Raw genomic sequence first — 22,886 nt, 5'->3', positions numbered from 1 at the left:
TTCAGGAGGCGGTGGTCCCGGCCCAATGCCCAGGGAGGCTTGAGATGCTGCAGCCGCTTCCTCGCGGTACGGCTTCGGTGAACAATGCCCGGCCCGTTGCCGGGTCCAGGTACGACCGCACCGTCACCTCCGGGCCGGATCCCGCCAACGTCCCCTCAAGGATCGTGCAGCCCTCGAACCACATTCTCGGAGCGGAGGTGAGAACGGTCCCGCTCTCCAGCACGACTGCTTTCCCCTCATACCCCACCACTCCGGGGTACAGGGGCACCGTCGCCGCAACCGTCAGCTCGGCCGGGTCCACCTTCTCGATATCGGCCGGCCCGCCCGTCGCGTGTGCGAGGCGCTGAGCTCGCCTGCGATCGCGCTCGCCGGCGGTCGCCTCGTGATTGACCTCGCCCGCCTGGGTCACGACCACGCCGTATGTCGCGAGCGCCTCCCCGGCCTCGTACACGAAGTCGTTCACATCCCGCACCACATCGGCCGGATCCCGGTCCAGCGGGTCGCCGACTCCGCCGCCGGACGCACACCGGAGAGTGAATTCCTCGTCCTCGGCGATCGACACGTCCGCCTGGTCCATGCCGAGCCGGTGAACGGTCCCGTCCCTGCCCGTGTGCAGGAGTTCGGTCAGGTCGCCGATGGACCCGCCGGCGATGCCCGACATGGGGATATGGCCATGCATGCCCAGCATCTGTCCTGTGGCCGACGGCACGCCGCGGGGCCTGACGTGGAATTCGATGCCCCGCCCCGAACGCCAGCGGCCCGCACCACCCGTTCCCCGTCGCAGCGACCGGGACACGACCTGGATGGGATGCAGATCCTCGAGTATTTCGACGTCCGAGATCAAAGCGGGGATACCCGAACCGTCGAGCCCCACCGTGGGTACGTGGTACGGGCTGCAGTCGACGCCGTCATGTCCCCAGCCCGCCGATGCGCCGACGAGAGCCCCTTCCATGAACGCCCAGCCGTCGAAGCCCCCGTCCGGTGTGGGAGCGGCCCATGTGCTCAAGCCGATGGCGCCATACGCCCCCGGAGCATTGACCTCCGCGCCGAGTTGCGGCTCCTTGGCGCTCCATGCCGCGAGCTGAACGCAGTGCATCATCATGGTGCCGGCACTGAACGCGACATGCATGTGTCCGCAACCCAACGGCGCGGGAGCAGCTGCGTGCGTGATGCTCGACTCGGGGCATGTGACCGTGATGGGGGGTACGACGCCCTCGTTGTAGGGGAGGTCCGGCATGAACTGGGGGCAGAAGTAGCTGAGGAAGGCGCTGAGGATGATGTAGGGCTGCGAATTGATGAAGAACGGCACCTGAGGGTGGCTGCCGTCGAAGTCGAAGTGCAGTTCCCCCGCTGAGATCGTCAGAGTGCAAGGGACCGGCAGTAGTTCACCACGCCATTCGACCCAGCTCTTCGAGACGTACACGCCCTCCGGAAGCGATTTGATCTTGGATACGAGCTCGGCCTCGGAGAGCTGCCGAAGTGCCTGAACGCCGTTTCTCCACGAGTCGAGCCCCACACTCTCGATCAGGGTGACGGACTTCTCGTACGCCACGTGCGCTGCCGCGGTCAGGCTTCGCATGTCCATTTCGACCACGTCCGGCATACGCACGTTGGTGAGTACCAGACCCCACACGTCTTTGCACTCCTCGCCGGCAGCGAAAAGTCGCACCGGGGGAATGCGAAACGCCTCCTCGTAACACGAGGTCGCATTCGGAGCGAACGATCCGAACACGGCACCGCCCATGTCGATCATGTGGGCCGACATGCAAATCCAGGTGCACAGTTCGCCCTGTGCGTAGATCGGGCGGCAGATGAAGACGTCAGAGGGGTGAAGGCCGCCGCCCTGGTACGGGTCATTGACGAGGAAGATGTCGCCATCCGCCACCGAATCGCCGTACTTCGTCAGGATGGCCCGCACCGACCTCGTCGCGGCGAGCCAGTGCAGCGAGATGAACCCGCCGCCGACGATGAGTGCGCCATCCGCCGACAGCAGCGTTGCCGAGAAATCCTTGCCCTCAGTCGTGATCGGACTGATCGCGGTGCGGTACACCGCGTCCGCGGCGTCATTGGCAACCGCCTGCAAACGAGATCGGAGAATCTCCAGTTCGATCGGGTCGAAGTCAAAGTCCGTGGGTTGCGCCATGGTTCCTCGTTTCAACTGAAGATCAGTTGTTTCCAGACTCGACGTCAAGAAGCAAGGTACGCTGAGAGTCCATACGTGCCGTGGCGCCCGCAGGCACCCAAATAGTGGTGTCCGCGCCGTCCAGGCATGCGGGTCCGTCGATTCGAGCTCCCGGTTCGAGGTCTTCGACCATGAAAACGGGGACGTCGGTACGGGGCCCGAGCCGTTCAAGCTGTATTGACCGGCTCGACGAAGGGGTGGCGATTTCAGGCTCGCCGGTCCCCTCCGCCACGTTCGGCAGAGCCGCCGGCTGTCGGCCCGTCCCGACCACGCGCAGCGAAACCATGTCGATCGTGGCATCGAGGAGGAGTGCGCCCCGGCCGTACCGGCGGACATATTCCCGGGTGAACTCCTCGACGACGTGGTCGACGCTCTCCGGGGTGACGTCCGGACCGGGGAAAGCGATCGTCAGGTCGGAGACCTGTCGCCGGAAGCGGAGGTCGGCCTCGACGGAAATCGACCGGTCCTCCTCGTCGACACCGTCAGCCGTGAGTTCCTTCTTCACTGCGGCTATGATGCTGGAAGCTCTTTCGGCGAGCCCGGGAACATCGAATGGGATGCTCTTTCCCACGGCGATGGTTCGTTCCCGACGGACGGCGGAGGATGCTGCTCCGTATGCCGAGAACACCGACGCGACCTCGGGGACGATCACGCGCTTGATGCCGATGGCCTTGGCGATCTCGGCGGTGAAGAGACTTCCGCATCCGCCGTAGGAGATGATCGCGTGGGTCCTCGGATCCTGGCCCCGATTCGCGACGGTCGCTCGCGTCGCTTCGGCCATGTTGTTGAGAGCGATGGATCGAATGCCCCAGGCGACCTCCTCGGTGGTCAACCCCAGAGACTCGCCGATGCGCGAGCAGGCTTCCCTGGCCGCGCGTTCATCGAGCTTCATGGACCCACCGAGGAACGCCTGCGGGTCGATGTATCCCAGTACCAGGAGCGCGTCGGTGATCGTCGCGTCGCTGCCGCCGCGACCGTAGCAGGCAGGCCCAGGGCTCGCGCCCGCCGACTTCGGTCCCAGTCGCAGCACCCCGAGGCTGTCGATCCAAGCCACAGAGCCGCCTCCGGCTCCGATCGACTGGACGTCGACGTGCGCAAGCGACGTCAGCGTCCCGAAGACCTCGCCCCGAACGGTGCGTGTGACGGCTCCGTCACTGATGAGCGCGACATCGAAAGACGTCCCGCCCATATCGCATGCGATCGCGGCCGGGGCGCGGTGTTCGGTGGCGACCACCGCACCGGCGGCCACCCCCGCTGCCGGACCTGAGTGGACGAGCCGAAGGGGTGTGGCGCGCGCGGAGCTGAGCGTCATGGCACCACCCGCGCAATTGATGACGAGCAGCCGTCCGCGCAGTCCCAGGTCGCGCAACCGCCCTTCGAGGTGATCGAGGCCGGAGAACGCTCCACTGGTGTATGCGTTGAGGGCGGCGAAGGTGGTGCGTTCGTAACCACGCTGGATGGGGTTGAGCATCGACCCGCACATGACGGGAACGTCGGGGAACGCCTTGCGGAGGACCTGCTCCGTCAGCTCCTCGTGGACCGGGTTGATGTGAGACCACAAGTAGGACACGGTGAGGACCTCGACGCCGCGCTCGTGCACCAGCTCGGTCGCCGCGCTCAGTACCTGATCCACGTCAAGCTCGAGGAGCACATCGCCGTCGCGGTCGATTCGCTCGGCAATCCCCCGAATATCCCGGCGTGCGACCAGCTCCGGCGGGCGGACGACCCACCCGTCACGGTTCAGCCGACGTCCTTTGGAGATGCCGAGCTCGTCCTCGAATCCGGCAGTCGTCAGCATGCCGACGCGGCGACCCGTTTGGCTCGTCAGGATGTTCGTGACCGCGGTGGTTCCCAGCGTGAGACGTTCGGCCCGGCCGAAGAAGTCATGAATCGGAACATCGGCCTTCTCGGCCAGCAACCGGCAAACGGCGATCACGCCGTCGCCCAGGTCGGCGGGTGTCGTCAATGTCTTGGCACGGTGCACGGCGCCGTTGCCCTGGAGGACGCCATCCGTAAACGTGCCACCGATGTCGATGCCGATGATCATCACAATTCACCCTCGATCGATGGTGTCCAAATCAGATTGCGCATGTGGGTGAGTACTCCGAAGGGTGCCGATGGGGCCCGGTGTCGGTGTCGTGACCTTCGCAGGGCCGGGCGACCAAGCGTCCGGCAGCCCACGAGCAGGTGCTCCGTCTCGGACCCGGTCATCCGGCTCCGCTGTCCTGGCGCCTTGAGGGGCGCCGAATGATGCCCAACCCGATTGCTCCCGACTCGGCACCGAGTCGACTATCCAAGCCCGGGTGACCTGCGACAGGACGGTAGCGCCCAGCTTCGATACATACAACCATTCTGCATTAGTTAACTCATTCGTGTTCGGAGTCGATCTTCGGATCCGCGGGTCGCCCGGCCCGGACGGGTGCGGAGCGGAGGCGCTCGCGTGCCGTTTGGGAGCGGGGTGACGAGCGGCCTCGGGGGGCGGCTGGGCGCGGTTGGACAACGGGGAATGTCCTGCGGTCAAGGCCCCTTCATCGGGGCCCGCACAGCATTGACAGGTTAGATAAGTTCAATGAATATGGCCATCGAGAGTCAGAGGGTCCATCGGTCATTCCGAGCGCAGTGGAGCGCGGAACCACCGTCGCCGCCATGGACGCGAGGCCTGCAGCACACGCGGTGCGACCGTCCTGCCACTCCGGATCGACATGTGAAGGAGCAGCGTGAAGTTCACCATCGAGTATCCCGTCGCCGCACCCGGATACGACAAGGCCCTGGCCTCTGCCGAGGGGATGGCCCGGCTGTCGCGGGCCGCGGACGCGCTGGGGTTCGACGCGATCGCCTTCACCGAGCATCCCGCCCCGTCGTACAAGTGGCTGCAGACGGGCGGGCACGAGTCCCTCGACCTGGTGGCCGCGCTGTCGTTCTGCGCCGCGCACACCGAGCGGATCCGGCTCATGACCTATCTGCTCGTGGTCCCCTACCATCACCCGCTGATCGCAGCCAAGGCGCTGACCACGCTCGACCTGCTCTCCGACGGACGGTTGGTCGTGGTCGTCGGCACGGGTTATCTCCGATCCGAGTTCCTCGCCCTGGGGCTTGAGATGGAGGACCGCAACGAGATCTTCGACGAGGCCCTTGAGATGATGAAAGGGGCCTGGACGCAACTGCCCTACGCCTTCAAGGGCAAGCACTTCGAGGCGCGCGGGGTGGCATCGGTGCCGCAGCCGCGGCGGATGGGCGGCCCGCCCATCGTGATCGGCGGAAACAGCGCCTTGTCCCGTCGCCGGGCAGCACGGCACCAGGGGTGGAGCCCGCTGATGTCCACGCCGGAGGTCTCCAGGACCACGCGAACCCCGTCTCTCGCCACCGTGGCTCAGCTTGCCGCCCAGGTGAGGGAAGTCAGGGAACGGGCTGTGGAGGAGCAGGGAGAGGGGACCGAGCTCTTCATCCAGGTCCAGTCGCCGCAGTGCAAGTACATGCGCAATCCCGGTTCGGTCGAGGAGCACCGCGACCACCTCGGCCAGCTTGAGGCGGCCGGCATCGACTCGTTCGTGCTGCAGCCCAGTGGTGAGAGCGTCGAGGCGGTCGTGGCCGGCATGGAACAGTACGCCGATCACTTCCTCTCCTGATGGCGGCGGCAGCGCCGCCGGTGCGGGACTCGCGGTGGAGAGGTCTGCACGACGCCGCGGAAGGGCCTCAGACCTTCGCCAAGCCATGAGAGGGGCAGTTGGTATGAAGATCGGCATCGAGATCGACTGGCAGCGGACGAAATTCGACGTGAACCGGGAACGTCTGGAGCTGGTGGACGGACTCGGCTACGACATGGTGTTCACGGCCGAGAACATCGGCAACGACGGCCTGACGCCCCTGGGGTATGTCGTGGCGGCCACGAAGCGGATAGGGGTGGGCACGCGCATCATCCAGAACACCGCCCGTACCGCCCCCATGGCGGCGATGTCCTTCCAGACGCTCCGCCACATGGCCGGCCCCGATCGGGAGATCATCGCCGGGCTGGGCAATTCCAACCCCGCGAAGACGGAGGCGTGGCATGGCCTGCCGTGGACACCGGCGTACTGGCGGATGCGTGACTACGTCGCCGTCATGAAGAAGGCCTTCCGCGGGGAGGTCGTGGCCCACGAGGGCAAGACTCTCGCCATCCCGTTCCACCATCCGGGCGAGCCACCGAAGTACGAACCCATGCGGCCCCTGCTGGAGACGGACCCGGACATCAAGATCATGTTTGGCGGTGGCACCGAACTGATGATGGCCAACGCCGCCGAGATCGCCGATGGATTGATGCCCAACGGGGGCTGGGCGCCCGGGATGATGAAGGTGTACCGCCCGATCCTGGAGAAGGGGCTCGCCAAGCGGGCGACACCGATGCGGGTCGAGGACTTCCCGATCTGGGCACACGTCGACGTGCTGGTCACCGACGACATCGAGCGCGACATCGGCCAGTTCAAGGAGTACGTCGCCAAGTGGACCGGCGCTCACCCGGGCAAGGGCGGCGGCCACGAACTGCTGACCTCCCGCGGCTACGGCGATGTGGCCGACCGTGTCCTGGAGCTCTACCAGGCAGGTCGGGTCAAGGAGGCCCAGGACGCCGTGCCCGACGAATACATCGACGAGTATTGGTTGCTCGGCTCAGTGGACCGGATCATCCAGCGGTGGCGTGACAAGTGGATCAACGACGGGTGCAACCTGATCGTACGCACCGACAACTGGCCGAGCGCCAAACCCGCCGACAACCGGATATACGAGCCGCTGATCCGGGCCCTGCGCGGCTGAAGACGCACCCCGTTCGCCGAGCCACCGCCACATCGGTGAAGACCCCCATCAAGAATCTGGTCGACAGCTGGGCGAAGTAAAGAACCTGGATCACGGCCATTAGCCCGAGAAGAGGGATCAGATGAAGCTCTGGTGCCATGTGACGAACACGCCCATGAATCAGCTACTCGAGTTCACCCGCATCCTTGATGACCTGGGCTTCGACGGAGTGGCGCTGGCCCACCACCTGGTGGATCTCGAGGCGGCTGGTGCTGAGCACCCGTACCGCAAGGACGATGAAGACAAATGGTGGGACTCTTCGGGCGCCTCGGATCCCGCTACCCCCGATCCCTGGGTGACCGCGACGGCGATCGCGAACGTCACGAACAACATCGTCATCGCTTCTTCGATCTTGGTGCTGCCGCTGCAGGACCCGTTCAGCGTGGCCAAGGCGGTCTCGACGGCTGCGCACTTCAGCCGGGGCAGGCTGGTGATGGGGGCCGGTGTCGGATGGATGCGCGACGAGTACGAGTTGGTCGGCGCCGACTTCAAGACCCGGGGCGCCCGGATGAACGAGATGCTGGAGGTGATCCGGCTTCTGCTCACGGGAGATGTCGTCGACTACGACGGGGACTTCTTCAAGTTCAGCGGGGTTCGCCTGGCTCCCCCGTACGACACCGCCGTGCCGATCTACCTGGGAGGTGAGAGCCCCCGCGCGCTCAGGCGGGCGGCCAGGTACGACGGCTGGTTCGCCGCGGGCCCTTACGATGCTCCGACGGCGCTCGAACGGTGCAGGGCGATGCGTGCGGCTCGCGCGGAAGTGGACACTCTCGACAGGCCGTTCGAGTGCATCGTCCCCCTGGTGGACGTGCCCACCAAAGGCGAGTGGGAGGGGATGGCCGAAGCCGGTGCGACAGGTGCGATGTTCGTCCCCGCACGCCGATCGGATCTCCGGATTCGAACCATCGATGATCGCCGTGCCTACGCCGAGCGCATCGTCTCACTCGCGCAGGAATGCCGTTAGGGAATGCGAAGAAGACCGATGCGGGACAGCGGGCTGACGCGCCCCGGAGAGGGGACGGGATGAATCTGCCGGAGTACGGCCGGGGCCTGGTCATCGAGGAGTACGGCAAGCCCATGAAGCTCAGGGATTTCCCCGTCACCGCGCCGTCGGCGGGGGGAATCCTCGTGAAGATCGAGACTGCCACACTGTGCGGGTCGGATGTGCACCTATGGGAAGGCGCATATGAGCGGCACGGCCCCAGGCTTCCCCTCATGCCGGGCCACGAGGCAGTGGGAACCGTCGTGGCTCTTGGCGAGGCGGTGGAAGCCGACTCAGTGGGCCACGCCCTTTCGATCGGGGACCGGGTCGTCTGGGAGCACGAATCGTGCGGGCAGTGCTACGCATGCAATGTGCTCCGACGCCGGACGCTGTGCACTAACCGCCGGCTGGGCATGTTGACGAGCACGGACGATTCCCCCCACCTCAACGGGACGATCGCGGAGTACTCGTATGTGTGGCCCGGCTCGGGTCGTCTCCGCGTCCCCGATGCCGTGGAGAGCACGTGGGCGTCGGCGGCGAGCTGCGCGTTTCGGACCGTGCTGCACGCGATCGAGCGGCTCGGCCAGGTGGACTACCGGCATGATGTCGTGGTTCAGGGCTCCGGGGCGCTCGGGCTGTTCGCCACTGCGATGCTCTCCACGTTGAACCCGCGCAAGCTCATCGTCATCGGTGCGCCGGCGGGCAGGCTCGAGGTCGCGTCCGCGTTCGGAGCCGATGAGACGATTTCCATCGAGGACTGTCCCGACCCAGCCGAGGGCGTATCGGCGGTGCTGGCTGCTACGGACGGCCGTGGAGCGGATGTCGTCTGCGACTTCTCCGGTGGCCCCGGCGTGGTGGGTGAAGGCATAGAGTTCGCCGCGCCCGACGGCAGGCTCCTGATCGTGGGGTCGACCACGCAGACCTCCCAAGCGATCGACCCCACCCTCATCGTCGTACGAAACCTCACACTCTTCGGATCCACGAGCGCGGAGATCGGCTCCTACTACCGGGCCATGCGGTTCCTGGAACGGCATCGCGATCGTTTCGACTGGGACCTGCTGGTCGGCAACGCACGGTATTCGCTGGACGACGCGGCCATCGCGTTCGACAGGATGAAAGCCTTCGACGAGGTGAAGGCGGTCATAGAGCCGCATAGGAACCTGAGTGGCACGGTGTAGTGGCCAACTGCTCCCGGTCAGATGCGGCCGGCAGCCGGTCCGGCAGGCCTATCATTGAACTGATTTAGTAGAGTGAATTAGCTACTGCAGGTCATGGTCGAGGCGGGAGAAGCATGACAGCAACTAACGGTCGAGAGGGCTGGGTCCCGGTCGACGAGTTCGTCCGTGCGCCCAAGGCTGCCGAGATCATTGCGAAGAGTATCCGCCGGCGCATTGTGCTGGGCGAACTGCGGGAGGGCGACACACTGCCCTCGGAGGCCGACCTCATGGCGCAGTTCGGGGTGTCCCGGCCCACGCTGCGCGAGGCCTTCAGGATCATGGAGGCGGAGTCGCTCATCAGCATCCGCCGTGGGGCGCGCGGTGGCGCCCGGGTGCTGGCGCCGGATCTGTCGGTGGCGGCGAGGTACGTCGGTCTCCTGCTCCAGCTGAGCGGGACGACGATCGGTGAGGTCTACGACACGCGGGTCATCATCGAGCCGGCTGCCGTGCACCGCCTCGCGACGCGCCGCAAGGAGCGCGATCTCGAGGACCTGCGGGCATGCGTCGAGGAGCTGCGCAAGCTGGTCGAAGCCGCGAAGGCCGACCCCGGCATATCCCTGGACGCGGGGAGCCGGCTCGCCTGGCGGTTCCACGAGCTGCTGATCGAGCGCGCGGGAAACCGTGCCATGGCGATCCAGTGGGGTGTGCTGCGCGATGTCATGGAGACGCATCTGGCGTCCGCCGTGTCCCGCAGTAGTGACCGGTCCGACGCGGTGGAGTCTTTCCGGCGGTCCGTCCGCTCCTACTCGAAACTGGTCGCCTTCCTGGAGGCCAAGGACGCCGAAGGCGCTCAGCGTCACTGGCGTAAGCACATGGATGTCTCCAGCAAGATCCTGCTCGGGACGGAGGCGGACCCGAAGGCCGTCGTCGACCTCTTCGACTGACTCAAACAGTGCACTAATTAAGATATACTTCTGCCGGTGTGGTGAGGTCTTCGCGACGGCTGACCGTGATCGGGCTCGACAATTCAGACCGAACGGAGAGTCATTTCCATGCACACGAGGGTCGCGATCGTGACAGGAGCCAGTCGTGGCATCGGCAAGCGCACCGCATTGGAACTAGCGCACCGCGGCTACGGCATCGTCGCGTCGGCGCGGGCGCTGGAGCGGGACGGACGGCTGCCCGGCAGCCTGGCCGAGACCCGGGCGGAGATCGAGGCCGCGGGCGCGCGCGTCGTCGTGGCACGTGCCGACATGTCCCGGCGGGACGAGGCGAGCGCGCTGGTCTCCACCGCCGTGGAGACGTTCGGCCGGCTCGATGCCGTGGTGAACAACGCGGCGTTGACGCATGGGGGCAACGTCCCGGTCACCGAGCTCGAGTTCGAGGACTGGCACGCGCAGTTCGACACGAACCTGCACGGCCCTCTCGCGCTGATCCAGGCAGCCGTCCCCCATCTCTCCAGGGCCCGGGGAGTGATCGTGAACCTCTCCTCCGGCGCAGGTGACCTGAAGCCGGCGGTGGAGGGCCCGTTGCTGTACAGCGTGGGGTACGCGGCCAGCAAGGCGGCTCTGAACCGGCTGGCGAACGCCCTGGCCGGCGAGTTGATGGCGCTCGGGATCGCCATCGTCAACGTCGATCCGGGTTCGGTCAGCACCGAGCGCCTTGAGCGCCGGCTCGACACGCTGTCGCCCGAGCACAGGGCCCGGCTGGTGTCCATGGAGGTACCGGCCGTCGCGATCGGCCACCTGGTGAGCTGCGGCACTGCTCTGGAGTGGACCGGCCGGCTGCTGCGGGCCGCTGACTTCGTCCGGTCGCAGGGGCTCGGAACGGCAGTCCCCGACTCTGCCCGGATCTGAACGCAGCCGGTCGTCCTTTGATCAGCCGGGGACCCGGACCCCGGAGTCGCGTCTGCGGAGCAGTCCTTGTTGCTGGGTGCTCGCGACGAGGGCGCCGTCACGGTCGAAGAGAAACCCGCGGCACAGCGCCAGGCCCTGTCCCGCCCAAGGGCTCTCCTGCTCGTGCAGAAGCCATTCGTCAGCGCGGCGGAAGTGATGGAACCACACGCTGTGGTCGATCGTCGCGAACTGGATGCCGGGATCCTGAGGTATCACTCCGTGGTGCGTGGCGGCCACGGAGAGCAGCAGGTAGTCGGAGAGGTAGAGCAGGGCGGCGCGGTGCATCAGCGGGTCACCGGGCAGCGGTGCCCTCGCCCGTATCCAGATCCGCTGGCGCGGTGGGGTGGACGCGCCACGGCTCGCGACCACCCGGTTCGGGGGGATCGGGAACCGGAACTCCACTGAACCGCGCGCCATTACGGCCTGGGCCCAGGCGAGGTTTTCCGGGTCGTCGCGGAGCAACTCCTCGACCGTGGGCAACTGCTCGGGGGGCGGTGCGCTGGCGCGCGGAATCTGGTGGTCGAACCCGGCTCCCTCGCGCTGGAACGAGGCCGTGAGCTGGCAGATCAAGTGACCGTCTTGGAGGCCGTCGACATGGCGGGTGGAAATGGACGTCCCGTCACGGACCGGCCGGACCCGGTAGGTGACGGGTGCGTCGGAGTTCCCCTCGCGCAGGAAGTGGGTGTGCGCCGAGTGAAGAGTGCGCTCCCGGGCGACGGTGAGACCGGCGGCCATCGCCGCCTGGCCGGCGATTTCGCCGCCGAACTTGCGATGCATGCCGCCTCGTCGGGACAGGCCCCGGAAGCTGTGGCGCTCGACCTGCTCAAGTCCCAGGAGCTCCGCCAGGGAACCGGTCCGGCCGGGCAGGTCACGATGGCTCCCGGCGGGGGGCGTCTCGGCTTCTGTCATGACAGATAAGTCTAACTTAGTTAGCGAGCTTAGCAAGGGCTGAGCGTGTCAGCCGATCACACCCCGGGCATGGAGATCGGCGACCGTCGCCTCGTCGTAGCCGAGCTCCGCGAGGATCGCGTCGGTGTGCTCGCCGGTCAGGCACCCGCCGCGGGTTCGCACCCGCGAGCGCGAGAAATGGGTCGCCGCATCCAGCCGGCGGTGCTCGTCGAAGACCGGGCTCATCGCGTTGACGCAGTAGCCCGCTTCGAAGGAGGCGTCGTTCTGGAAGAGCTTCTCGGGAAGGTCTTCGGCGACGGCGACACAGCCGATGCCGGCGGCACGGAGGTCCGTCTCCCAGGTGTCGTTGGGCCGGGTCAGGAATATGGCGGCCAGCACGTCGGCCAGCTCGCTGTCGTGCTCGGCACGCGAGGAGACGGTGGCGAACCGCTCGTCGCCCGCGAGGTCGGTGTAAGGAGCCAGTGCGGTGGCCAGTCGTTCCCACTCCCGTTCCTGCGGAGCGGCGAGGCACAGCCAGTGCCCCTCGGCGGCCTCGTAGAGGCGGTACAGCGCCGAGTACCCGTAGAGCAGGCGGTCCGGTTGGATCGGAGCCGACCGCCCCTCGTAATCGATGTTGCGGTCGATGAGGCAGTGGGTCGCCGTCGCGAGCATCGTCGTCGTCAGGGCGCCCATCGGCCTGCCGCGGCGCCGGGCGAGAAGGCCGAGCAGCATCGCGCTCGCCGCGCCGGAGGCCGCCACGCCGTCCGCCTGACCGGTCTGGTTCGCGGCCGCGGTGTAGAGGCGGATGATGCTGGACTTGATCTCGGCCAGGTCGTCGGTAGCGCCCGCCGCGTCGGGGACGTCGGACAGCGCGAGCCCGGAGGCGGCGCCCATGGACGGTGCGTAGGCGGGACTGTGACCGTACGGCCCGTCCGTGCCGTAGCCCGGGGCGTTGAGGTAGACGAGGTCGGGGTTCACGGCCCGGAGGGTCTTCGCGTCGACCCGGGCCCGCTCGGCGGCGCCCGCCCGGTAGGTCTGCACCACGATGTCGGCGCGCTCGGCGATCCGGTGGACGATCTTCAGGCCCTCCTCGCTGTTCAGATCGAGCGCGACGCTCTCCTTGCCCTGGAGGACTTTGGCGCCACCGGCTTCCGGGAAGGCGGCGAGGCGCCGCATGGTGTCACCGGCCAGCGGTTCGACCTTGATCACCCGGGCCCCGAGGTCGGTGAGGAGCGTCGCACCGTACGGCCCGGCGAACATCGAGCCCAGTTCGAGCACGGTGACTCCCTCAAGAGGCAGACCGGAGGGGGCCGGATCGTCGGGCGCGGTGGCGCGGGGAGTGTCGGCGCCGGTCAGCAGCGCACTGCCGCCCTCGCCGAGGCGCGGCGCCGGACGGAGTTCCGTGATCGGCGCGCCGTCGCTGTGCACCATCGTCGACGGCTGGCGCACCGGACCCAGATCGGGGTCGTCGACCACGACGATACGGCCGTCGTGGACCAGTTGCGGATGGTCGAAGGCCTCGGTGGGCGTACGGAACCGCTCCGCCTGGATACTGGGGTTGGCCGCGAAGACCCTGTTCCACTCGTCGAGCGTGCGGCTCCTCGCCTCATCGATCATGATTTCCCACAGCTCCAAGCGGAGCGCGGGGTCGGCCAGGTCGGGGAAATCGGCCCACTTGGGCTCGGCGAGCAGCTCGCTCAGGCCGAGTTCCTCGGCGAAGGCGGCGAACAGCCGGGGCTCGGCCTGAGCGAACTGGAGCCAGTGGCCGTCGCTGGTGGGTGTGGAGAGCAGGTTGTAGATGAGCCTGCCCCGGGGGTTGCCGTCGTCGTCCCACGGCTTGCCGACGGCGGAGAACGCGTCGGGCCAGCGCAGGGCGACCAGCTGCATGAAGTAGGAGTACGTGTCCATTGTGGACAGCCCGCGAACGAGGTCGGCGTGCACGTGCTGGCCGCGGCCGCTGGACTCGCGTTCGTAGAGTGCGCAGAGGATCCCGTGCAGTGCCGTCTGCGCGGCACCCCAGGAGGCGTACGGCGTTGACACGAAGGCCGGTCCCGGGCGTGGAGCGGCCGGGGCCTTGCTGTGCATGACCCCCCACCTGGCCATGACCAGGGCCTCGTAGCCCTGAAGGTCGGCATCGGGCCCGGCGCCCCAGCCGGTGATGCCCGCGCTGACCAGTCGTGGATTCACCTCGCCCAGCTTGTTGGGGGTGAAGCCGAGCCGGGCGGCCGTGCGGGGCCGGAACGTGGTCACCAGTACGTCGGCCCTGCGGACCAGCTCCCAGACGCGCGCGTTGTCGGCGTCGTCATGGAGGTCGAGCACGCGGCTGCTCTTGCCACGGGCCAGCCCCGGCCATCCCGTGAGGGAACGCAGCGGGTGCCCGCCGGGCGGCTCGACCATCAGGACGTCCGCGCCGGCATCGCCCAGGAACTGTGACACCAGCGCGCCGGGAAGGGCGGTCGAGAGGTCGAGAACCGTCAGTCCGGCCAGGGGCTCCGCCGCCGCGCCTTCGTTGGGCGCCATCTCGTGCATCTCCGGCTCTCTCTCGTGTGATCGTCCTTGATCCGTGGTGATCTCTGACCCGTCGTCCACGGGTGGTCATAGGGCGTCGGCGCGGCCGGTACCCGCGGTGCGCTGCCGTCAGCGTCCGCCGTCGACCCGGGCCCGCGCCGAGGCGGTACGGCGCGATGCCGTGGCGTTGCCTTCGGAGGCGGGGAATGCCGTAGGGGGCAGGACTACTGTTACGTCAAAGATATTACTGATTTATACAAGACGGTAGTCGGCGGTGGCAACCATACGGAGTGGTCGAGGTGCGGGCGGCCGTGGGGCGATGCACCTGTGACGCCGACGCGACCGCGGGTCCCCCTCCTTCGTTCCCGGCCTTGCCAGGATGAGGTTATAGAGTAAGATGATTGCACCTTATAAGTGAGGGGCATGATGGAGACCGATCTCGCAATGGCGCTGGTGAGGCTGGCACTTGGGCCCATGTTGCTCGTGCACGGGTGGAACAAGCTGGCAGGTGCCGGGGGACTGGCGGGGACGACGGCCTGGTTCGGGGGGCTCGGCCTGCGTCCCGCGTGGCTTCACGCGCGCCTCGCCGCCGGCACCGAGATCCTGGCCGGCGCGCTGGTCACCGTCGGTCTCCTCAGTGGCCTCGCGGCGACCGCGTACGTCGGGCTCATGCTGGTGGCGGCCCTCACCGATCACAGGGGCAAGGGATACTTCGTGTTCAAGGGCGGTTGTGAATACACCGTCCTCGTCGGCATCGTCGCGGTGGCCCTGGCCTCCGCCGGGCCCGGTGCCTGGTCGGTCGACCGACTGCTCGGCCTCGATCTCGCCGGTGCGCTCTGGGCCGCCTTCGCGGCGGTTGCCGGGGTGGCCGCCGGGCTGGGCCTGCTGTTGACCTCCTACCGGCCCGCCAAGGCCGACTGAGTCACCGCGCACGGCCCGGCTCCCGACCGAAAGGAAGAGAGCGCGCCCATGACCGATGCGGTCATCGCGAGTGCCGTACGTACCCCGATCGCCACCGCTCACGGAGGCAAGCTGCGCGTGCCACGTTCGCCGGCGGCGTCGTCACCGGGTTCTGCCTTGACGAGCATCCGCGGCGCGGCACCACCGCCGAAAAGCTGGCCTCGCTCCGTCCGCCGCACTCGACAAGGGCCGGGTCAACGTCTACGGCAGCGGCCGCGGCCTCGGTCATCGAGGCCCTCTGACCGTCCCCTCAGGGCTTGAGGGCGGAAGGTTCGGGTCGCTGCGGGAGCCCGTTCTGCGCTGCCCGCCCGGCGGGCCGATCACGCTGTTGCGGCCCGTGCGGCCGCTCGGCGACCGTAGACCCATCGGGCACGGCCGTATACCGGCGCCCAATAGACCAAGGGGTGTTCTCCGCATGGATGACCACGACGAAGACAACGGCGGCCCGCACGGGAAGCCGCTGGAGTTCCCGACCGGGACAGCCGATTCCGGTGGTCACCGCGACGGCCGGGCGATCCCCCCGCAGAACGGCCACCCCTGCTGCCTCTGCTCGTGCGGTGAGTTGGGACGTCGGGGCGCCGCCCCAGGGCGAAGGCCTGTATCAGGCCCGCCTGCGCACGGGCGGCGTCCCCGCCTGCCGGAGGCGGCGTCGCCCGAGAACGGCAGGATGCCTCGTACCGGCCTCCCCTCGGGCAGTGGCACGTGGCTGGACACGGACGTCCCGGTGACGGGTGGCGGGCCCGGGTACGGCGCGCTGATCGAATCGCTGCGCGATCTCCTCGACGGGTTCGCCGCGGCCAGTCCGGACGAGGAGACCGTGCGGGCCCTCACCGATGCTTTCGCCGCCTGGTCCGAGAGGCTGGAGAGTCACCGTGTGGGGGAGCGGCAACAGGTCTTCGGCCGTCGCCGCGACCTGCACGGCCGCGGCCAGGTGATGTCTCCGAAATTCGCCGCCGAGGAGTTCGACGAGCGGAGCGTGAAGGGGACCGTGACTTTCGGGCGCTATTTCCTCGGTGGCAACGGCGCCGTCCACGGCGGTGCGATCCCGCTGCTCTTCGACGAGGTGATGGGCAGACTCTCCAACACCGCGGGCCGGTCCCAGTCGCGTACGGCCTTCCTGCACACGGACTTCCGGTCGGTCACTCCGGTCGGGGTGCCGTTGAGCGTGCGGGCGTGGTTCGAGAGCGAGGAGGGGCGCAAACGGTTCATCCGCGCGGAGATCAGGGACGGTGACACCCTGTGCGCCGAGTCCCATGGGCTCTTCCTCGCCCTGCTTCCCGGGCAGCCCTGACATCGCGGCTCATCTGCGGTGGCGTGGAGGTGTACGGCGGGGGCGATACCGCGCCCGAGGCCGATGCGGGACCGGTCGGCCATCGGGTGAACCATTCCCTGAGTAAGCTAACTAGGTTAGACTTGCGGAATGACATCATGGGCGGCGAAGACCTGGTTCATCACCGGTGGTTCGAGCGGGATCGGGCGTGCCCTTGCGGCGCGCGTGATCCGTGCGGGGGGCCGGGTGGCGGTCACCGCGCGTGATGCGAGCCGCATCGATCTCGATCTCGGGGACCAGGGCGTGGCGCTCGACCTCGACCTTGCCGACCCGGGGACCTTCGCGCCCGCTCTCGCGGCCGCCGAGAAGGCGCTCGGGCCGATCGATGTCCTGGTCAACAACGCTGGATACGGTCTCCTCGGCGCGATCGAGGAGACCGGCGAGGAGGAACGCCGGGCTCAGATGGAGGCCAACTTCTTCGGGCCGACGGCGCTGACCGGGCTCGTCCTGCCCGGCTGGCGTGCACGCGGGGCGGGAATGATCGTCAACGTCTCTTCGGTCAGCGGGGTGCTGGGAGCGGCGGGGTCCGGTTACTACGCCGCCAGTAAGCACGCACTCGAAGGCTGGTCCGACGCGCTGCGTGGCGAGCTCCGGCCGTTCAGCATCCACGTCCTCGTGGTCGAGCCGGGGGCCTTCAGGACGGGCTTCTTCGCCCGCTCCCGCCGCTATGCGCAGAAACAACTCGGCGTCTACCCGGCCGTGGACAAGCGACGTGAGGAGGAAGGCCGAGGCGACGGACGGCCGCCCGGAGACCCTGAGCGCGGCGCGCTCGCGATTGTCGCGGCACTCGATTCCGACGAGCCCCCGGCTCATCTCGTGCTCGGCCGCTTCGCCACGGCGATGATCGCCGACGCCCTGGAGCGACGGATCGCCGAGCTGGAGCTGTGGCGCGAGGTCTCCGAGGGAGCCGACTTCCGCGAATGACCCCGGCGGCCGTCGGCGCCCGGAGTGGCGCTCGGCCAAGACTCGGGTTCACCCAGTCCCTCGGGATCGAACGTCCCGTCGGACATGGGGTTCACCTCCGAGGTGGACGCTCATCTGCTCCAAAGGCGGCGGATGTCCCCGCGCCTCGCCTTCGGAACCAATCGGGAACATCTCGAAAACCCTGCGTGTGAGGAGCCCATGCCGTGAGCGCACCATCGTCGCCGAGAGTCTGCTCGGCCTGCCCAGAGGTCCGGTGACGCCGTCATGAAGCTGGGGATGCCGTGGAACGGCGCCGAGGTGGCCAAGGAAGCCGAGCGGGCGGGTTTCACCTCTTTCTGTACGGGTGACTTCGTCGATCACGACGCCTATCTCTCCTTGGGCGAGATGGCCAGGGGCGTCACCACGGCCGAAGTGGGTACGGCCATCGCCTACGCGTTCGCGCGGACTCCATACGCCCATGCGACAGCGGCCCGCCAGATCCATGCGACCGCGCCCGGGGGAATGTTCCTCGGGTTCGGTACCGGGGCCTTCAAGGTCAATCGCGACTGGTTCGGGGTCCCCGCGGACAAGCCGATGGCCCGGATCCGCGAACTGATCCCCGCGGTGCGCGCCTACCTGGAGGCGGAGAACGGCGAGGTCGTCTCCTTCGAGGGCGAGTACTACCGTATCGAGGCCGACATCCGGGCTCCCGTCCTGGGCAGGCTCGACATCCCGCTGCTGCTCGCGGGATTCAACGCCGGCATGGCCCAGACGGCCGGCGAGGTGGCCGACGGCATCATCGGGCACGGTCTGTTCACCGGGCGGTGGTGGCGCGACGTCGTGCGGCCGCGGTTCTCGGCGGGTGTCGAGCGCAGCGGACGGACTTCGTCCGACGTGCGCGAAGTCGGCTGGCTGATCACGGCGGTCGACGACACGGACCCGGACCGGGCGATCCGCGACGCCAGGCGGATGATCGCGTTCTACCTGACCGTGAAGACCTACGACCCCTTCGTGGAATTTCACGGGTGGGAGTCCGCGGTGGAAGCCCTGCGCGCCGCCTTTCGCGGAGGCGACACCGAGGCGATGGCCGAGGCTGTCACGGATGAGATGCTCGGCGCGATCGCCGTGTGCGGCACCACGGCACAGGCCCAGGCGATGCTCGACGCGCGCAGGGGCGGGCTGCCGCGGGGCACCGCCTATTTGGCGCCCCCGTCGTTCCTGGTCAGCAAGCGGCGTCAGGCGGCGTACTGCAGGGCCTCACTGAACCTGAGGTCGCCGGAGTGACGGTGCCGCGGCGGCATCGGCCAGTGCCGGAGATCCCTTGCCCGGCCCATGTATCTAGTTATATAGTTAAATCATTACGATGAAGTCGGTTGGGTGGTTGATGGAGGTTGTATGAGTGAAACGACGGAGCAAACCGAGCGCACTGCCGGAGTGATCGATCCATCCGATGTCGAACAGGCCAAGTCGATCCGCGGGCTGCTGTTCCCGAGCAAGGTCCCCGAGCTCCACACCACCGCGTCCTTCGATTCGATCCGCAACTTCGCACGCAGCTATGGTGACGACAACCCCCTCTACACCGACGAGTCCTACGGTGAAGACACCCGGTGGGCGGGGCAGGTGGCCCCGCCGCTGGTGGGCGTCGCGCTGAACAAGCCCCTGCTGGGAGACCAGCGGCCGAAGCACACCAAGCAGCCGGCGTTCCGCGGCGTCCACAACTTCGTGTCCGGCACCGCCTGGGAGCTCTACCGGCCGGTCCGGCCGGGCGACTCGCTCTACACCTTTCAGGGGTTGGAGTCGGTGGAGGAGAAGCAGTCGGAGTTCGCCGGCAAAACCCTCATCCTCACTCGGCGCCATGTGCGGATGAACCAGAACGCCGAGGTCGTCTCGGTGGCCCGGGTCATCCTGATCCACGCCGAGCGCAAGGCCGCCAGGAGCCGTGGCAAGTACGACCACGAGCCCACGTCCTATACGGAGGAGGACCTGGCGCGCATCGACGCGATCTACGCCTCCGAGCGGCGGCGCGGCGCCGACGCCAGGTGGTTCGAGGACGTGCGGGTCGGAGACGGGCTGGGCCCGATGGCCAAGGGGCCACTCACCACAACCGACATCATCGTCTTCCACTCGGGCGGCTACGGATTCAGCCCGTTCGCCCCGGCCTCGAACCGCCTCGGCTGGCAGAACAGGCAGCGGATCCCCGCGTTCTACACCCCCAACGAGCAGGGAATCCCGGATGTGTCGCAGCGGGTGCACTGGGACCCCGCGTGGGCCAGGCAGGTCGGTGCGCCGATGGCGTACGACTACGGCGTCATGCGCGACTGCTGGCTCTCCCACCTCGTCACCGACTGGGCGGGCGATGATGCGTGGCTCGTACGCCAGAGCAGTCAGATGCGGAAGTTCAACTACCTCGGCGACACGCACACCCTCACCGGTGGGGTGACGGCGAAGCGCGTGGAGAACGGACAAACGGTGGTCGACCTGACCCTGACCGGCGTCAACCAGCGCGGTGAGGAGACATGCCTTGCCACCGCCACGGTCGCCGTCCCCAGTCGGGAGCACGGTGAGGTCAGGCTCCCCGAGGCGCCCGCGGAACTCACCGAGGACGCCGCCCGTCTGATGCGGCGCCACCTCGAGCTCAAGGGTGCCCGCGGCTGAGCGCGGTGGTGACCGAGGGCCGGGGTCCGGGCCGTGTCATCACGATCAACCGCCCCGAGCGCCGCATGCCCGGCTTCCTCCGGAACATCCCCGCGCGGACGATGGGCTGAGAGCTCAGAGCCCGCGGAGCTCCCGTTCAACGCGCACGGGAGGCAGGGGGAGCTCGGCCCAGATGGTCTTACCGGACCGGCCGTAGCGGATACCCCAACGCTGGGTGAGCTGAGCGACGAGGAACAGACCGCGGCCGCCCTCGTCGGTGATGTGGGCGCGGCGCAGCCGTGGGTGGGTGTTGCTGGGGTCTGAGACCTCACAGATGAGCACCCTGTCGCGGATGAGACGCAGTTCCATGGGGCCGCCGGCGTAGCGGATGGCATTGGTGACGAGTTCGCTGACGATGAGTTCGGTGGTGAAAGCAGCCTCGTCGAGCCCCCAGGCGGTGAGCTGGTGGCTGGTCGCCTCGCGGGCGTCGGTGACGACAGCGGGGTCGGCGGGGAATTCCCAGGCGGAGGTGGCATCGGGCGCGAGGGCCCGGGTGCGGACGAGGAGCAGGGCGATGTCGTCGCGGGGCGGGGAGTCGATGGCATCGGCCATCAGGGCGTGGCCGAGGTCGTCCAGGGCCACGCCTGGACGGCAGAGCGCCGCGAGGCGATCGGTCAGCCGCTGGAGGCCGGCGTCCTGGTCGGAGCGGTCGAGGAGACCGTCGGTGTACAGCACCAGGACACTGCCGGGATCCAGCTCAAGGGTGGTGGTCTCGAACGGCAGGCCGCCCACGCCCAGCGGCGGACCGGGAGAGAGCGCCACGGGGTGGGCGGTGCCGTCGGGACGGACCAGGACGGGAGGCGGATGGCCTGAACTGGCCAGGGTGCAAAGACGGCTGATCGGGTCGTAAAGGGCGTACAGACAGGTGGCGCCGATCGTGTCGTCGTGTGCGGGGGCGGCCTCCGAAGCGAGCCGGGTGACGAGGTCGTCCAGACGGGTGAGGAGCTCGTCGGGGGGGAGTTCCAGATCGGCCAGTGTCTGGACGGCGGTGCTCAGCCGGCCCATGGTGGCCGTGGCGTGCAGCCCGTGGCCGATGACGTCACCGACGAGAAAGGCGGCGCGCAGGGAGGGCAGTGGTATGACGTCGAACCAGTCGCCGCTGATCTCGGAGCCGCCGCCGGCGGGCTTGTAGAGGCCGACCGTATGGGCGGCTGCGGTGTCGGTGGTGGCGTGCGGGAGCAGTCTCTGCTGCAGGGCCACGGCCGCACGGTGTTCGCGCGTGTAGCGGCGGGCGTTGTCCACGCTCAGCGCCGCGCGGGTCGCTATCTCCGTCAGCAGCTCCGCGTCCTCCTGGTGGAAGGGCTCTGGCTGCTCGGTGCGCCAGATGGCGACCGTGCCGAGCAGGAGGCCGCGCGCGAACAGCGGGACCCACATGGCTGAATGACCGTGCTCGGGGACGAACAGCCGCGCCAGCTTCTGGCCGGTGGCCGACTCGGTTTCCGCCCGGTCGGTGATGATGGCCTTGCCGCGCTGGACGCTGCGCAGGCTGAGGGCGTCCCGGAGCCGCGGGACCGCGGCTCCCGGTGGGAGGGTGGGGCAGGTGCCGACGGGGGCCACGGCGGCCCGTCGCATGTGCGGATCTCCCCCACCGAGGACCTTGGGTGGCTCGTCCCCCTCGAACACCGCCTCGGCCAGCTCCACCCAGGCCAGGTCGCCGAGAGCCGGGACCAGGATGTCCGCCATGTCCTGAGCGGTACGGGTGACGTCGAGTGAGGTGCCGATGTGGGCCGAGGCCCGATGGCGCAGCTCCAGGTCGCGATGGGCCCGCGGCCGACCGGCGGCGTCATTGAGGAAGACGGCGAGGCCCGCCGGGAGCCCCCGCTCGTCGTCCAGCCTGAAGGCGGACAGCGAGAAGATCTCCTGCGGCTCGGGTGCCTGTGTCGAGCGCCGCGTCCGGTGCTCGCGTCCCACCAGCGGCACGCCCGTGGACAGCACCTGGCGCAGCGCCGCCTCGGCGGCCTCGGCGTCCTCCGCGGACATGACGTCCGCCAGCCGGCCGCCGAGGGGTGGGCCCGGCCCGCCGGGCATCTCGGATGTGGTGTTGGTCCGCACGACCCGCAGCTCAGGGTCGTGGATGCCGATTCCGACGCGATCCTGGCCGAGTAGCGCACGCAGCAGGGACGCGCCCTGTCTCCAGTCGGTCACGCTGCGGATGGGCGCCGCCAGAACGGCGAACTCGGAGCGGGGCTGGAGCGGCAGCACGCGAAACGCGACCTCGACCGTGTCACCGGAGTGGTGCCGCAGCGCTGCCCGCCCTGCCTCCGGGATCCCGGTTCCGCCGCCCTCGGCCAGGCGGGGTCGCTCCGAGGCGTTGGCGAGGAGGTGTGCCACCGGGCGGCCGCAGACCTCCGAGGCCGTACGGCCCAGCAACTCCTCGGCCCCGCGCGTCCAGCTCAGTACGATGCCCTCGCGGTTGATTACGGCCGTCGCGATGCCGTCCAGCGAGAACGGTTCGGCTCCATCGCACTGGCCCGTCATCGTTGTGGCTCTCCCTCGCCTGATGGGTTCTATGCCCAGTATGGGTCATTACGTACGGTCGGCGGGATTATGGGGTGGATGCCGG

Annotated in this window: 16 protein-coding genes; 11 read left to right on the top strand and 5 right to left on the bottom strand. The window is 68.2% G+C overall.

Annotated features, from left to right (window positions below; genetic code table 11):
• Position 1 precedes the first annotated feature (1 nt).
• Together J2Z30_RS22435 and J2Z30_RS22430 are read right to left on the bottom strand one after the other, a co-directional pair.
• Positions 2-2,143, bottom strand: coding sequence for a hydantoinase B/oxoprolinase family protein (locus J2Z30_RS22435; RefSeq protein ID WP_044580519.1), 2,142 nt, complete (start codon positions 2,141-2,143; stop codon positions 2-4).
• A 22-nt stretch (positions 2,144-2,165) separates the two neighbouring features.
• Positions 2,166-4,229, bottom strand: a complete 2,064-nt coding sequence (locus J2Z30_RS22430; protein WP_052701950.1) for a hydantoinase/oxoprolinase family protein — start codon at positions 4,227-4,229, stop codon at positions 2,166-2,168.
• Positions 4,230-4,899: 670 nt separating this feature from the next.
• Here J2Z30_RS22430 and J2Z30_RS22425 point away from each other — a divergent pair.
• The 6 genes from J2Z30_RS22425 (at position 4,900) to J2Z30_RS22400 (ending at position 11,001) form a co-directional block, all read left to right on the top strand.
• The gene (locus J2Z30_RS22425; RefSeq protein ID WP_044580520.1) at positions 4,900-5,808 is read left to right on the top strand and encodes an LLM class F420-dependent oxidoreductase; all 909 of its coding nucleotides are present in this window, start codon (positions 4,900-4,902) and stop codon (positions 5,806-5,808) included.
• Between the two features lie 103 nt (positions 5,809-5,911).
• Entirely contained in the window at positions 5,912-6,967 is a 1,056-nt protein-coding gene (locus J2Z30_RS22420; protein WP_044580522.1) for an LLM class flavin-dependent oxidoreductase, read from the top strand.
• A 154-nt stretch (positions 6,968-7,121) separates the two neighbouring features.
• Positions 7,122-7,970, top strand: a complete 849-nt coding sequence (locus J2Z30_RS22415) for a TIGR03619 family F420-dependent LLM class oxidoreductase (RefSeq protein ID WP_209468789.1) — start codon at positions 7,122-7,124, stop codon at positions 7,968-7,970.
• A gap of 59 nt (positions 7,971-8,029) precedes the next feature.
• Complete coding sequence (locus J2Z30_RS22410; RefSeq protein ID WP_044580525.1) at positions 8,030-9,166, top strand: zinc-binding dehydrogenase; 1,137 nt, start codon at positions 8,030-8,032, stop codon at positions 9,164-9,166.
• A gap of 113 nt (positions 9,167-9,279) precedes the next feature.
• Complete coding sequence (locus J2Z30_RS22405; RefSeq protein ID WP_044580527.1) at positions 9,280-10,089, top strand: FadR/GntR family transcriptional regulator; 810 nt, start codon at positions 9,280-9,282, stop codon at positions 10,087-10,089.
• Between the two features lie 108 nt (positions 10,090-10,197).
• Positions 10,198-11,001, top strand: a complete 804-nt coding sequence (locus tag J2Z30_RS22400; RefSeq protein WP_078957216.1) for an SDR family NAD(P)-dependent oxidoreductase — start codon at positions 10,198-10,200, stop codon at positions 10,999-11,001.
• A 21-nt stretch (positions 11,002-11,022) separates the two neighbouring features.
• On the opposite strand, the gene J2Z30_RS22395 is transcribed toward J2Z30_RS22400, so the two are convergent.
• Both J2Z30_RS22395 and J2Z30_RS22390 read right to left on the bottom strand, forming a co-directional pair.
• Entirely contained in the window at positions 11,023-11,949 is a 927-nt protein-coding gene (locus J2Z30_RS22395) for an acyl-CoA thioesterase (RefSeq protein ID WP_078957217.1), read from the bottom strand.
• 48 nt (positions 11,950-11,997) lie between these two features.
• Entirely contained in the window at positions 11,998-14,448 is a 2,451-nt protein-coding gene (locus J2Z30_RS22390) for a CaiB/BaiF CoA transferase family protein (protein WP_044582584.1), read from the bottom strand.
• Between the two features lie 411 nt (positions 14,449-14,859).
• Here J2Z30_RS22390 and J2Z30_RS22385 point away from each other — a divergent pair, with 411 nt between their 5' ends.
• The 5 genes from J2Z30_RS22385 to J2Z30_RS22365 all read left to right on the top strand — a co-directional run bounded on the left by J2Z30_RS22385 (position 14,860) and on the right by J2Z30_RS22365 (position 20,284).
• Positions 14,860-15,357, top strand: a complete 498-nt coding sequence (locus J2Z30_RS22385) for a DoxX family protein (RefSeq protein WP_209468788.1) — start codon at positions 14,860-14,862, stop codon at positions 15,355-15,357.
• Between the two features lie 706 nt (positions 15,358-16,063).
• Entirely contained in the window at positions 16,064-16,687 is a 624-nt protein-coding gene (locus J2Z30_RS22380) for a PaaI family thioesterase (RefSeq protein ID WP_078957218.1), read from the top strand.
• 129 nt (positions 16,688-16,816) lie between these two features.
• Positions 16,817-17,650 (top strand): SDR family NAD(P)-dependent oxidoreductase, encoded by an 834-nt coding sequence (locus J2Z30_RS22375; protein ID WP_044580528.1) that lies wholly within the window; start codon positions 16,817-16,819, stop codon positions 17,648-17,650.
• Positions 17,651-17,914: 264 nt separating this feature from the next.
• Complete coding sequence (locus J2Z30_RS22370; RefSeq protein WP_044580529.1) at positions 17,915-18,913, top strand: LLM class flavin-dependent oxidoreductase; 999 nt, start codon at positions 17,915-17,917, stop codon at positions 18,911-18,913.
• A 111-nt stretch (positions 18,914-19,024) separates the two neighbouring features.
• Positions 19,025-20,284 (top strand): FAS1-like dehydratase domain-containing protein, encoded by a 1,260-nt coding sequence (locus J2Z30_RS22365; protein WP_044580530.1) that lies wholly within the window; start codon positions 19,025-19,027, stop codon positions 20,282-20,284.
• 114 nt (positions 20,285-20,398) lie between these two features.
• Here J2Z30_RS22365 and J2Z30_RS22360 read toward each other — a convergent pair whose 3' ends face one another.
• Positions 20,399-22,801 (bottom strand): ATP-binding SpoIIE family protein phosphatase, encoded by a 2,403-nt coding sequence (locus J2Z30_RS22360; protein ID WP_044580531.1) that lies wholly within the window; start codon positions 22,799-22,801, stop codon positions 20,399-20,401.
• Positions 22,802-22,886 lie beyond the last annotated feature (85 nt).

The organism is Streptomyces iranensis (genome assembly GCF_017874715.1).
Taxonomy (GTDB): domain Bacteria; phylum Actinomycetota; class Actinomycetes; order Streptomycetales; family Streptomycetaceae; genus Streptomyces; species Streptomyces iranensis.
This window is presented reverse-complemented; position numbering and strand designations above follow the sequence as displayed.

Bases quoted from the DNA above. Each gene is read 5' to 3' on its own strand.
- J2Z30_RS22375 (WP_044580528.1), top strand. From the start codon at position 16,817: ATGACATCATGGGCGGCGAAGACCTGGTTCATCACCGGTGGTTCGAGC.
- J2Z30_RS22405 (WP_044580527.1), top strand. From the start codon at position 9,280: ATGACAGCAACTAACGGTCGAGAGGGCTGGGTCCCGGTCGACGAGTTC.
- J2Z30_RS22365 (WP_044580530.1), top strand. From the start codon at position 19,025: ATGAGTGAAACGACGGAGCAAACCGAGCGCACTGCCGGAGTGATCGAT.
- J2Z30_RS22385 (WP_209468788.1), top strand. From the start codon at position 14,860: ATGATGGAGACCGATCTCGCAATGGCGCTGGTGAGGCTGGCACTTGGG.
- J2Z30_RS22420 (WP_044580522.1), top strand. From the start codon at position 5,912: ATGAAGATCGGCATCGAGATCGACTGGCAGCGGACGAAATTCGACGTG.
- J2Z30_RS22410 (WP_044580525.1), top strand. From the start codon at position 8,030: ATGAATCTGCCGGAGTACGGCCGGGGCCTGGTCATCGAGGAGTACGGC.
- J2Z30_RS22370 (WP_044580529.1), top strand. From the start codon at position 17,915: ATGAAGCTGGGGATGCCGTGGAACGGCGCCGAGGTGGCCAAGGAAGCC.
- J2Z30_RS22395 (WP_078957217.1), bottom strand. From the start codon at position 11,949: ATGACAGAAGCCGAGACGCCCCCCGCCGGGAGCCATCGTGACCTGCCC.
- J2Z30_RS22390 (WP_044582584.1), bottom strand. From the start codon at position 14,448: ATGGCGCCCAACGAAGGCGCGGCGGCGGAGCCCCTGGCCGGACTGACG.
- J2Z30_RS22380 (WP_078957218.1), top strand. From the start codon at position 16,064: ATGCCTCGTACCGGCCTCCCCTCGGGCAGTGGCACGTGGCTGGACACG.
- J2Z30_RS22400 (WP_078957216.1), top strand. From the start codon at position 10,198: ATGCACACGAGGGTCGCGATCGTGACAGGAGCCAGTCGTGGCATCGGC.
- J2Z30_RS22360 (WP_044580531.1), bottom strand. From the start codon at position 22,801: ATGACGGGCCAGTGCGATGGAGCCGAACCGTTCTCGCTGGACGGCATC.
- J2Z30_RS22415 (WP_209468789.1), top strand. From the start codon at position 7,122: ATGAATCAGCTACTCGAGTTCACCCGCATCCTTGATGACCTGGGCTTC.
- J2Z30_RS22430 (WP_052701950.1), bottom strand. From the start codon at position 4,229: ATGATCATCGGCATCGACATCGGTGGCACGTTTACGGATGGCGTCCTC.
- J2Z30_RS22435 (WP_044580519.1), bottom strand. From the start codon at position 2,143: ATGGCGCAACCCACGGACTTTGACTTCGACCCGATCGAACTGGAGATT.